The organism is Flavobacterium quisquiliarum (assembly GCF_019308285.1).
In the GTDB taxonomy this organism is placed as follows: Bacteria; Bacteroidota; Bacteroidia; order Flavobacteriales; family Flavobacteriaceae; genus Flavobacterium; species Flavobacterium quisquiliarum.
On sequence record NZ_WWEM01000020.1, the window covers coordinates 196268 to 209261 of the forward strand.

6 protein-coding genes are annotated in these 12994 nt (G+C 36.5%); all 6 read left to right on the plus strand.

Annotation, left to right across the window (positions count from 1 at the left end):
- Nucleotides 1-136 precede the first annotated feature (136 nt).
- The 6 genes from GSY47_RS08895 (at nt 137) to GSY47_RS08920 (ending at nt 12913) form a co-directional block, all read left to right on the plus strand.
- The gene (locus GSY47_RS08895; RefSeq protein WP_246611297.1) at nt 137-3304 is read left to right on the plus strand and encodes a DUF6298 domain-containing protein; all 3168 of its coding nucleotides are present in this window, start codon (nt 137-139) and stop codon (nt 3302-3304) included.
- Nucleotides 3305-3575: 271 nt separating this feature from the next.
- Complete coding sequence (locus GSY47_RS08900; RefSeq protein ID WP_179005772.1) at nt 3576-4982, plus strand: glycoside hydrolase family 140 protein; 1407 nt, start codon at nt 3576-3578, stop codon at nt 4980-4982.
- Nucleotides 4983-5279: 297 nt separating this feature from the next.
- Nucleotides 5280-6848, plus strand: coding sequence for a glycoside hydrolase family 28 protein (locus GSY47_RS08905; RefSeq protein WP_179005773.1), 1569 nt, complete (start codon nt 5280-5282; stop codon nt 6846-6848).
- A gap of 253 nt (nt 6849-7101) precedes the next feature.
- Nucleotides 7102-8019: a glycoside hydrolase family 43 protein gene (locus tag GSY47_RS08910; RefSeq protein ID WP_179005775.1), complete on the plus strand. Its 918-nt coding sequence runs from the start codon at nt 7102-7104 to the stop codon at nt 8017-8019.
- A 75-nt stretch (nt 8020-8094) separates the two neighbouring features.
- Nucleotides 8095-9957: a sialidase/neuraminidase family protein gene (locus tag GSY47_RS08915; RefSeq protein WP_179005777.1), complete on the plus strand. Its 1863-nt coding sequence runs from the start codon at nt 8095-8097 to the stop codon at nt 9955-9957.
- 175 nt (nt 9958-10132) lie between these two features.
- The gene (locus GSY47_RS08920) at nt 10133-12913 is read left to right on the plus strand and encodes a glycoside hydrolase family 78 protein (RefSeq protein WP_179005779.1); all 2781 of its coding nucleotides are present in this window, start codon (nt 10133-10135) and stop codon (nt 12911-12913) included.
- Nucleotides 12914-12994 lie beyond the last annotated feature (81 nt).

The following is a 12994-nucleotide window of genomic DNA, read 5'->3' on the forward strand; positions in this document are numbered from 1 at the left end:
TAAAGAATGTACCCAAAGTTTGTCATTCCGACGAAGGAGGAATCACACTAGAAACTCCACAACAGTACGTAAATCCCGCGTGAGATTTCTCCTTCGTCGAAATGACAAAATTGTGGAAATGCTTAACTTTAGAAAATTGAAAAATATACTTAAAGTGAATTTCATTAAACAAAATATAATCCCTTCCTTCAAAAACACATTAGTGATAATGTGTTTTGCTATGTTTACATCTGGAAACATCACAGCCCAAAACAATTTCCCAGACATCGTAAAAACCAAAGAAGGTAAACTTTCTTTCACAACAGATAATCAAGGAAATCAAATCCCTGATTTTTCTTTTGCAGGATACAGAAACTCAGAAGTTGCCCTTCCAAATTTAGACAACAAAATTTTTGTTTCGAAACAAGAAGAAGATGCAACGCAGAAAATCCAAAATGCAATTGATTATGTCAGTGCATTAAAACCAGATAAATCAGGTTTTCGTGGAGCTGTTTTGTTGGATAAAGGAACGTTCAAAATCAGCGGAACATTATACATCAGAAAATCAGGAGTTGTTTTAAGAGGAAGCGGAAATGCTGAAAACGGAACTGTACTTTTAGGAACCGGATTAGAAAGAGAAGCTTTAATTAGAATTTTGGGTGAAAATGATAAAGTATATAAAGATTCATTTGAATTTGCTAATGCTTACACACCACTTGGAACGCAGAAAATTCAATTAAAAAATACTTCAAAGTTAAAAGTTGGAGACGAAATCGAAATCAGCAAACCTTTAACGGATAATTTCATAAAAGAAGTAAATATGCAAGATTTTGGTGGAGAAACTTCTTGGATTGGTTGGAAAAAAGGAGATTGGACGACAACATGGAATAGAGTTGTAACCAAAATAAACGGAAACGAAGTAACGTTAAATGCTCCGATTACAATGTCGTTAGATGATGTTTTCGGAACTTCAAAAGTAACTGTTTATTCATGGGCAGGAAGAATCGAACATATCGGAATTGAAAATATCTTATTAAAATCAACTTACAATCCTTCAAATTTAAAAGACGAAGAACATCGTTGGCAGGCAATCAGCATTGAAAGCACTAGAAATGCGTGGGTAAAACAAGTAAAATTCAAACACTTTGCAGGTGGAGCCGTTACAGTTTTAAAGACAAGTCAGCAAATTACGGTTGAAGATTGTATCGCTACAGAACCGATTTCAGAAATTGCTTCATTCAGAAGACATACATTTTACACAGAAGGTCAGCAGACTTTATTTCAGCGTTGTTATTCAGAATTTGGATATCATGATTTCGCTGTTGGCGGATTTGGAACAACTGGACCAAATGCGTTCGTACAATGCGAATCACATTTGCCTTTCGAAAACAGCGGAGCAATCGGAAGCTGGGCAACAGGAGTTCTATTTGATATCACTAATATCGACGGAAAAGCATTAAGTTACAATAACAGAGAACAAGGAGGAAGAGGAGCAGGATGGACAGCAGCGAATTCTGTAATCTGGGAATCGTCGGCATCAAAAGTAGAATGTTACAGTCCGCCAACAGCACAAAACTGGGCTTTTGGAGTTTGGGGACAATTTGGAGGAAACGGACATTGGAAAGACGTAAACGGACACATCAGTCCAAGAAGTTTATTCTACACACAGTTAGAAGCCAGATTAGGAAAACTTCCTGTTCAGCCTTTTATTTACGATTTAGGCTCAGAACCCTCTTCAAGTCCGAGTATTGAAGTTGCAGCAGAATTAACTAAAAATTCGACTACAACCGCAAAAAGCTTACAAGAATGGATTGCAGAAGCTTCAAAAGCAAATCCGATTAATACAGACAGTAAAGGTTTAAAAAATGCAAACGATTTAAAATTTGCTTCAAATAAAACTGAAAAATCAGTTTCAAAAGTAACAATAGAAAACGGCTGGTTAACTTTTGAAGGAAAAGTAATTGCAGGAAAACAAACCAACGTTGCTTGGTGGAGAGGCGATTTAACAGATGATTTCGTAAACAAATCGACACCGCATATCACTCGTTTTGTACCAGGAAGAACAGGAAACGGATTGACTGATAAAGTGCAGGAAACGGTAGATTATTTAACTAAAAATAATATCGTTGCCTTAGAACACAATTACGGTTTATGGTACGACAGAAGAATGGACGATCACGAACGTGTTCGCCGATTTGATGACGATGTTTGGCCTCCGTTTTACGAACAGCCTTTCGCAAGAAGCGGAAAAGATTTCGCTTGGGATCATTTAAGCAAATACGATTTAACAAAGTTCAATGATTGGTATTGGAGCCGTTTAGCGCAGTTTGCAACACTGGCAGAACCAAACGGACAACTGTTAATCAACCAGCAATATTTTCAACACAATATTTTAGAAGCAGGAGCGCATTGGGCAAGTTCGCCTTGGCGTTCAGCAAACAATATCAACAGCACAGGCTTTCCAGAACCGCCACCATATGCAGGAGACAAACGTATTTTCATGGCAGAGCAGTTTTATGATATTACGAATGCTCAAAGAAGAAAATTACACGAAGGTTTCATTAGAAAATCATTTGAGAACTTTCAGGAAAACAGCAACGTAATTCAGTTAACTAGCGCCGAATATACAGGTCCGTTACATTTTATGGAATTCTGGTTAGATCAAGCCCAAAAATGGAAAGACGAAACAGGCAAAAAAGGCTTAATTGGTTTAAGTGCCACAAGGGATGTTCAGGATGCTATTTTGAATGATGCCAAAAGAAATAAAACCGTTGATGTAATTGACATTCGTTATTGGTATTACAAAGAAGATGGTTCGGCTTATGCACCACAAGGAGGCGTAAATTTAGCACCAAGACAGCACGCCAGAAAATTAAAAACCGGAAAAGAAACGGATAATCAGGTTTATCGTGCCGTTCGTGAATACAGAGAAAAATATCCTGAAAAAGTCATTTTATATTCAACAGATGGTTCTTCAAGATTCGGATGGCCTGCTTTAATGGCGGGAGCTTCATTGCCAAACATTCCGAAAATCGAATTGCCTCAATTTTATTCCGCTTTAAGCGAAATGAAATTAGTTGGTGGAAATACGTTTTCAGACAATCTATGGAAATTGGAAAACAAAGGAAAAAGCTATCTTTTCTACATGAAAAACGATCAGGATATTACCATCGATTTAGCAAACGAAAAAGGAACATTTGAAGTATTTGCAATTAATGCAACAACAGGAAATGTAACAAAAAAAGCAAACATAAGCGGAGGAAAACAAGTCACAATTCCACAAGTTGAAATAAAAGAAAAAGTACTTTTTGTAGTGAAAAAGTAAAAGGTTTTGATAGCCACGAATTCACGAATTAATCGGAAAGAATTAATTCTGTTTAATTGCTCAAATCTGTGAGAGAAAAATTTCACGCAGATTTAAAAAAGATTTAAGCGGATTTAGCAGATTTTTTAAATTTTAATCTGCGTAAATCTTCCAAAATCAGCAGTCCCGATAGCTATCGGGAGCGTGAAATAAAAACACAAAGATTATAAAAAAATAATTCGTGAATTCGTGGCAACCAAACCCAAGAAACATAAATTCAAAAACAACCAAAATGAATCTGAAAATTAAATCTTTATACGCTCTTAGTATAAGCTTTATGTTGACAGCACAAAGCGGATTTTCGCAATCTGCCAAAACAAAAGCACCTATGCCTGAAATCAAAGTGTCTAAAAATCAGCATTATTTTGTTACCGAAAACGAAAAACCATTTTTTTGGCTAGGTGACACAGGCTGGCTGGCATTCGGAAAACTGGACAGAGCAGGAATTGAGAAATATTTCAAAGACCGAAAAGACAAAGGATTTAATGTAGTTCAGGTGATGGTTTTACATAACATCAATGCCGTTAACGTGTATGGCGATCCGGCTTTAATCAACGAAGACGTTTCTAAACCTTTGATTACAGCAGGAAATGATTTCAAAGACGCAAAACAATACGATTATTGGGATCACATCGATTACACTTTAGACGTAGCTCAGAAAAACGGAATTTATGTTGCGATGGTCCCGGTTTGGGGAACCAACGTGTCAAAAGGAAACAAAGTAAGCAAAGAACAAGCAATAGTTTATGCTGATTTCTTGGCCAAAAGATATAAAAATAGAACTAATGTAATCTGGTTAAACGGTGGGGATACACACGGAAACGAATTTCAGGACATCTGGAATGCCATTGGAAATACTTTAAAAACCAACAATCCAAATCAATTAGTAACTTTCCATCCGTTCGGAAGAACAGATTCTTCAGATGATTATCATAATGCAAAATGGTTAGATTTCAATATGTTCCAGTCAGGACACAGAAGATACGATCAGGATTCTGTAAAAACGAATTTCAAAGAAGATAATTATAAATTTGTCCTAAGAGATTTCGAATTAAAACCAACAAAACCAACACTTGACGGAGAACCATCTTACGAAGGAATTCCACACGGTTTGCATGATACGCTACAGCCAAAATGGACAGCAAACGACGTTCGCCGTTACGGATACTGGTCGGTTTTATCTGGCGGTGCAGGTTATACATACGGACACAACGCCGTAATGCAAATGTTTAGAAAAGGCGATAAACCAGCTTACGGAAACAAAGAATTATGGACGTCAGCGATTAATGCACCTGGAGCAAAACAAATGGTTTACATTAAGAAATTACTGGAAGAAGTGCCATTTTTAGAAGGAGTCCCAGATGTTTCTTTAGTGGTGAATCAAGGAGAAAAATACGATTATATTCCAGCTATAAAAGGAGAAAAATACGCTTTATTATACACTTATAACGGAAGAATAATAGAAGTAAAACTTGGAAAAATTGCTGGAGATAAATTCGAAGCGATTTGGTACAATCCAAGAAATGGCAAGAAAACCAAAATCGGAACATTTGATAACAAAGGAACTCAGAATTTTCAACCCGCTGGTAAAAAAGAAGATGGTAATGACTGGGTTTTGATTTTGAAATCTACTAAGTGATTAGTGAAAAGTAAAAAGTAATTAGTGAAATGCAATTCGTGAGTAAATAATCACGAATTATCCACAATCTTGTCATTTCGACGTAAGGAGAAATCTTCGCAAGAAACTCTATAAAGTTGCTCAAGCATGAGGAGCTACTAACTAAGATTTCTCCTTCGTCGAAATGACAAAAAATGAGAATAAAATATTTCACGCAGATTTAAAATGATTTAAGCAGATTCTGCAGATTATTTAAAATATAAATCTGCGTTGATCTGCTAAAATTTGCAAAATCTGCGTGAAACCAAAAAATAAACTATGAAAAATATACTAATAATACTCTGCTTCATAACAGGATTAAATACCACTTTCGCACAAGACGGCTGGCTAAACATCTTAAAAGAAGGCGGAAACAACAAAGGAATAAAATGCACCCAAGCCATTCAGAATGCTATAGAAAAAGCATCTAAAAACGGCGGAGGAACAATCTTTTTCCCTGCAGGAGAATATTTGACAGGAGCTTTAACATTAAAAAGTAACATTACGATTCACTTGGATTCCGGTGCGCTTTTAAAGTTCTCAGAGAATTTCGATGATTTTCTGCCTTATGTAGAAATGCGTTACGAAGGAATTGTAATGAAAAGTTTCCAACCCTTATTTTATGCGAAAGATGTAGAAAATATCACCATCACAGGAAGAGGTATAATCGACGGACAAGGAAAAGCATGGTGGAACGAAGTATACCGAATAGAAACGGCCAAAGAACCGCTTCCTCCAACCAAATACCAAACCATGTGGGAAGAGCAAAATAAAGGCCTTTACACAGAACCGTATTATAAAAGAACAGTTGATAAAAAGTTTTTCAGACCATCTTTTTTCCAAGCTTACAACTGCAAAAATATTTTAATTGAAGGCGTAACCTTTAAAAACTCACCTTTCTGGACAATCAACCCAGAATTTTGTGATAATGTAACCGTTACCGGAATTTCGATTTTTAATCCGCATTCGCCAAATACAGACGGAATCAATCCTTCTTCTTGTACTAATGTTCATATTTCAAACTGCCATATCAGCGTTGGCGACGATTGTATTACGATTAAATCAGGAAGAGACGGCGACGGACGTAAATACGGAAAAGCAACAGAAAATGTAACCATCACCAACTGCACCATGTTAAGCGGTCACGGCGGAGTGGTAATTGGAAGTGAAATGTCAGGAGGAATCAAAAAGATTACCATTTCAAATTGTGTTTTTGACGGAACAGATCGCGGAATTCGTATCAAATCGGCACGTGGAAGAGGCGGTGTTGTAGAAGATATTCGCGTAGATAATATTGTAATGAAAAACATCAAAGAAGAAGCTATCGTTTTAAGCCTTTTCTACGATAAAGGAACTCAGGTTGAACCTGTAACCGAGAAAACACCGATTTTCAGAAACATCCACATGAGTAACATTACGGCTTCAAACGTAAACAAAGCCGGACAGATTCTTGGAATTACTGAAATGCCCATTCAAAACATCACTTTCTCGAACATCAACATGGATGGGAAAGAAGGGTTTACCGTAAGTACAGCCACAGATGTTGAATTTCATGATGTAAAAGTAAATGCAACTGTTGGTTCGTCTTTCAAAATATCAGATTCAAAAAATGTGATTTTAGACAACGTAGGATCTTCAACAGCCATAAAAGGAGTTCCAGTTATCAAATTAGATAACGTTTCAAATGCGTTGATCAACAATAATTTTCCATTCAATCCAACCGATATTTTTATCGAAGCCGATGGAAAAGACACTAAAAACATTTTCTTGAAAAACAATGTTTTAAACAACGTTACCACAGCAATCAAAAAAGGAAAAGATTTAGATAAAAAAGCAATTATAGAATAGTTTATTCCTGCAAGGTTTCCAAAACCTTGTAGGTATTTAATAATTATATTTAGAAGCAGAAACATCAGGCTTTTTTGGAAACATCGTCCCGCTTTTCGTTGCAATCTTTTGTACTGAACCCCAGTACAAAAGGATTTCCACTGCAATCGGGGCTAAAGAGAAAGATTAGGCTTTTTTGCAATCAGTAGGATTCTGAAATAAACATAAAGATACCTACAAGGTTTTGGAAACCTTGTAGGAGAAAAAAGAAGAAATGAAAAAAATATTCATCATAGTAACCCTTTCACTATTTGCGATTAGTTATTCGCAGAAAAAGAAAGATTTATATCTTTTTACGTCATTTAGAGAACCCGCGACAGAAGGCTTATATTTGGCATACAGCGAAGACGGTTACAATTGGAAAGGATTAGAAGGATCATTTTTAAAACCAGAAATCGGAGCCAGTAAAATCATGCGTGATCCGTCCATCACAAAAGGAGCAGACGGAATGTATCACATGGTTTGGACAACCGACTGGAAAGGCGGAAACGGATTTGGCTACTCAAGTTCAAAAGACCTGATTCATTGGTCAGAACAACAATATATTCCGGTGATGAAAAACGAACCAGAAGTGGTAAACGTTTGGGCACCGGAAATTTTTTATGATGATGTAAAAAAAGAATACATTGTTATTTGGGCATCAACAATTCCGTTCCGATTTCCAAAAGGTGTTGAAGAGGAGAAAAACAACCACAGAATGTACTATGTAACGACTAAGGATTTCAAAACGTTTTCGGACACAAAATTATATTACGATCCAGGTTTCAGTGTAATCGATTGTGTGATTGTCAAAAAAGGAAAGAAAGACTATGTTTTGGTTTTGAAAGACAACACAAGACCCATGCGAAATATAAAAGTAGCTTTCGGGAAATCACCTTTAGGTCCGTTTCAAAAAAGTTCAGAGCCTTTAACGGAGTATTTATCAGAAGGCCCAACAGTAGTGAAAGTCGATAAAAACTGGTTATTGTATTATGACAATTATGGTTCAAAAAATTATAAAGCGTTAAGCACAACAGATTTTGTTCATTTTGAAGATGTATCCTCCAAAATAAGCCTTCCCGAAGGACACAAACACGGAACGATTACAACAATCTCTGCAGACGTTTTAAAAGGATTAATTGATAGAAAATAAAGAGTTTATTCTCAACGTAAACCCGACAGGTTTTTAAAACCTGTCGGGTTTAATCAGGAATTAAAAAATAATAAAATGATTACTTTCCAAAACATAAAAACCAACATTATTACAGCCACAATTCTTTTGGCTTGTACGACTGTAAATGCACAGAACGACACTGTGCGTTATGTTGGTAAAACACTTTCCAACATCGATTATCATCACGGACAATTGAGTCCTGCCGTTGGAGTCCACGCTACACAAATTATGCGTGCAAGTCGTGAACACCCTGAAAAAGCAGATGGATTTGGATGGACATACAACCACCAGCCGATGATGGCGTATTGGAATAATACCTTTTATCTTCACTATTTAAGCGATCCATCAGGCGAACATATTCCGCCAAGTCAAACTTTATTAATGACTTCCAAAGATGGCGTAACGTGGACAAAACCAGAAGTGATTTTTCCAATTTATAGAATTCCTGACGGATGGAAGAAAGAAGGAGTTGAAGGCGTTGCCAAAAATCTGGATGCAATTATGCACCAAAGAATGGGCTTTTATACCTCAAAAGACAATAGACTTTTTGCTTTAGCGTATTACGGAATCGCTATGGATGAAAAAGACGATCCAAACGACGGAAAAGGAATTGGTCGAGTAATCCGTGAAATCAAAAAAGACGGAAGTTTCGGCGAAATCTATTTCATCAGATACAATAAAACATGGGATAAATCGAAATCTAAATTTCCATTTTATACCGCATCAAAAGACAAAGATTTGAAGAAAGCCTGCGAAGAAATTTTATCCGATCCTTTGGTTTTACAACAATGGGTAGAAGAAGCCGATCGTGACGATGAATTAATTCCGTTACAGAAACCGTACAAAGCCTTTAGTTATTACCATTTGCCAAATGGAAACGTGGTAGGTTTATGGAAACATGCTTTAACTTCAATCAGCAGAAACGGCGGAAAATCTTGGGATTATATGCCATTGCGTGCTCCTGGATTTGTAAACAGCAATGCTAAAATCTGGGGACAAAAAACTTCCGATAATCGTTATGCAACGCTTTATAACCCGTCAGAATATCGTTGGCCTTTGGCTATTTCAACAAGTGACGACGGTTTAAATTATAAAGATTTATTGTTGGTTCATGGAGAAGTAAGTCCGATGCGTTACGGCGGAAACTACAAATCTGCTGGTCCGCAATACGTTCGCGGAATTACAGAAAAAAATGGAACTCCGCCAGACGGAAAAATCTGGGTAGGTTACAGTATGAACAAAGAAGATATTTGGGTGGCATCGATTCCTGTTCCCGTTACTTCTGTTGTAACAGAAAATGTAAATGACGTTTTCAATACTCTTCCAGACGGACAAGAATTAAAACTATGGAATACGTACGATCTTTCTTGGGCATCAACAAAAATCGAAAAGAAAGCTGATGGTAAGAAATGGCTGACTTTAAGAGATCAGGATTATTTTGACTATTCGCGTGCTGAAAGAGTAATTCCTTTCGCATCAAAAATGGAAGCTGTTTTCACAGTTAAACCAGAGCAAAATAATCATGGTTTATTACAGATTGAATTCCAAAACAAACAAGGTTTGCCTTCTGTAAGATTGATTTTTGATTCGGATGGAGAATTAAAGGTAAAAAATGGTGCGCGTTTGAGTTCGGTTACAAAGTATGAAGCAAACAAAGCCTATACAATCACAGTTAAATTAGATGCTAAAAACCGTCAGTACACTATAAAAGTAAACGATGGAAAAGAGTCAACCAAGATATTTTATGCGCCAACAGACGGTTTCGAGCGAATCATGTTCCGAACAGGAGAACAGAGACATTCACCAAATCCGGACACAGCGCCAGACACAGACGATTACGACGACCTGCCTCAAACCGGAAAATTAATCCCAGAAGCAGTATTCAATATCGAATCGTTGATTACTAAGAAGTTGTAAAAAGTTGAAATAGCCACAAATTCACGAATTATTTTATAAACGTTGCGTAATTTTTGCCACAGATTATAATCCAATTAATCCTTTAATCTGTGGCAGAAAAAATTAGAGAAATTAAACGCAAAGTAAAAATTTGAGTTAATTCGTGAATTCGTGGCGAAAAAAAAAAATATACAAAGTGAAGTTTTTTAAAAGCATAGTATTATTCGTTTGTCTTCTAGTAACTGTAGTTTCTAAGGGACAAGTTCTTCCTGTACGCCTAACAACAGAAATGGCAGAAAACCCATTAGCAATTGTGGAGAATCAGCCGAGATTGGGTTGGCAATTGGTTTCAAAAGAATCCGATGCCTCTCAGGTAGCATTTCTTATCTTAGTCGCTTCTTCAGAAGAAAAACTAAATAATGACGATGGAGATATTTGGAATTCGGGAAGAGTCAATTCCAATAAAAACCTGCATATTCTTTATAGCGGAAAACCATTAAAAAACGAAACCAAATATTTCTGGAAAGTTAAAGTTTGGAATCAATCAGGAAAAGTTTCAAAATGGAGTAGAATCGCTTCGTTCAGAACGGCGCCCTTGGAATCAGATTTAAATCCAACTTGGATCGGTGCGATTACCAAAGCCGACAGTCATTTGCCGGAAGGCAGAAACTACCACACAGCGACTTTCAACAGAGAAAAAAAGATGTCCTTTATCAATGCTTCCGATTCTTTGGCCCGCAGAAGCATCATACTTCGCAAACCTTTCGAAGTAGAAAAAGCAGTCAAAGAAGCTGTTATTTATATTTCAGGTTTAGGACATTATGAATTGACTATCAACGGGAAAAAAGTGGGTAACAGCCAATTTGCACCTCTGTGGACAGACTACGACAAAACGGTTAATTACAATGTTTACGAATTAAGCGCAAAAGAATTTCAAAAAGGCGATAACGTAATTGGCGTTCTTTTAGGAAACGGAATGTACAACACGCTTGCCGAAAGATATACTAAATTCTTCGTGAGTTTTGGTCCGCCAACTTTATTCTTTAAAATGAAAATTAAATATAATGATGGTTCAGAAGAAATTATAAAGTCAGACAGAAGCTGGAAATACAGCAAAAGTCCGATTACTTATAATAGCATTTTTGGAGGAGAAGATTATAATGCTAATTTAGAACAAAGAAGCTGGAATAAAAAAGGTTTCAAAGATAGAGATTGGAAAAAAGTAGTCATTCAGGAAGCGCCAAAAGGTGTTTTAAGACCGCAGACTGCTCCGCCAGTTACGATTCAGAAACAATACGAAGTGAAAACCGTAAAAGAGCTGAAACCGAATTTCTATGTTTTTGATATGGGACAGAATCTTTCGGGATTTCCAACAATCAAAGTAAAAGGAAAAAGAGGACAGACGATTCGCGTTTGGGTTGCCGAAGGTTTAAATGAAGAGGGTACAATTGCTCAGGGAAGATCTGGAAAACCTTATTATTATGATTACACTTTAAAAAGCGATAAAGTTGAAGAATGGACGCCTAAATTCAGTTTCTACGGTTATCAGTATGTTCAGATTGAAAATATTAATTACAAAGAAGATAAAAACAAAGAGTTTCCAACTTTGGTTGATTTAAAATCGAATTTCATTTACAATTCGGCTGGAGAAGCAGGGAGTTTTGCCTGTTCGAATGAGATTTTCAACAAAACACACGAATTGATAAATAATTCGATCAAAAGTAACTTTCAAAGTGTTTTTACCGATTGTCCGCAACGTGAAAAGTTAGGATGGCTAGAAGAAATTCAGTTGAATGGTCCTGGTTTAATGTTCAATTATAACCTTCAAACTTTCCTTCCTGCAACGATGCAGAACATTTCGGATTCGCAACGTGATAATGGTTTAATTCCGACAATAGTTCCCGAATATGTAATTTTTGGAGGCGATTTCACTGATTCTCCAGAATGGGGAGTTACGGGCGTGATTTTGCCTTGGATGTATTATGAATATTATGGGGATGCTTCATTATTAGAGAAATATTATCCAATAATGAAAAAGTACGTCGATTATTTAGGAACGAAAGCGACAAACAACATCGTTTCTCACGGATTGGGCGATTGGTACGATTATGGAACACATCCTGCAGGATATTCTAAAAATAGTCCGATTGCGCTTTCTGCGACTTCTCATTATTATTATGGCGCTTATTTAGTAGCAAAAGCATCAAAATTACTAGGAAAAACCGAAGATTTTGAGAAATACAATACGTTGGCTTCTGAGATTAAAACGGCTTTCAATGCGGCATTTTTTAACGAAGAAACCAAACAGTACGGAACAAGTAGTCAGTTTAGTAATGCCGTTCCGATTTTTATGGATATCGTAGAACCGAAGTACAAGGAGGCAGTAATGCAGAATTTATTGGCTGATATCAAAGAAAAAGGAGATCGTTTGACAACGGGAGATGTTGGAAATCGTTACTTATTTCAAACGTTAGCAAGAAACGGAGAAAACGAAACGATGTATAAAATGCACAATCATTACGATGCGCCGGGTTATGGTTTTCAGATTAAATTTGGCTTGACCACTTTAACAGAACAATGGGATCCGAGAAAAGGAAATTCGTGGAATCATTTTATGTTAGGGCAAATTGAAGAATGGTTTTACCAAAGTTTAGCCGGAATTATGTCCGATCCTGAAAAACCGGGATTCAAACATTTCTTTATTCAGCCAGAAGTGGTAGGCGATATGACTTTCGCGAAAGCGGACTATCAATCGGTTTACGGAAAAATTGCTTCTTCTTGGGAAAAGAAAGACGGAAAATTTATTCTGACAGTTCAGATTCCAGTAAATACAACTGCGACAATAAAATTGCCGGTTGCTAAAAATTCAGAAATAAAAATTGACAATAAAAAGGTTAGGGTAGGTTTTGATGAAAAAGCTCAAAAGCCCGTTTTAGAATTAGGATCAGGAATTTATACAATAGAATGCACAATATAATGGAACGCGGATGATACGGATTTACTTCGTAAAGACGCGGATAAAAACGGATTTTTCTTTTTTTTTTAATAAATAAAAAAT

What these genes read in the sequence shown, in the direction of transcription:
- GSY47_RS08900 (WP_179005772.1), top strand. Translation starts at nt 3,576, where the DNA reads ATGAATCTGAAAATTAAATCTTTATACGCTCTTAGTATAAGCTTTATG.
- GSY47_RS08910 (WP_179005775.1), top strand. Translation starts at nt 7,102, where the DNA reads ATGAAAAAAATATTCATCATAGTAACCCTTTCACTATTTGCGATTAGT.
- GSY47_RS08915 (WP_179005777.1), top strand. Translation starts at nt 8,095, where the DNA reads ATGATTACTTTCCAAAACATAAAAACCAACATTATTACAGCCACAATT.
- GSY47_RS08905 (WP_179005773.1), top strand. Translation starts at nt 5,280, where the DNA reads ATGAAAAATATACTAATAATACTCTGCTTCATAACAGGATTAAATACC.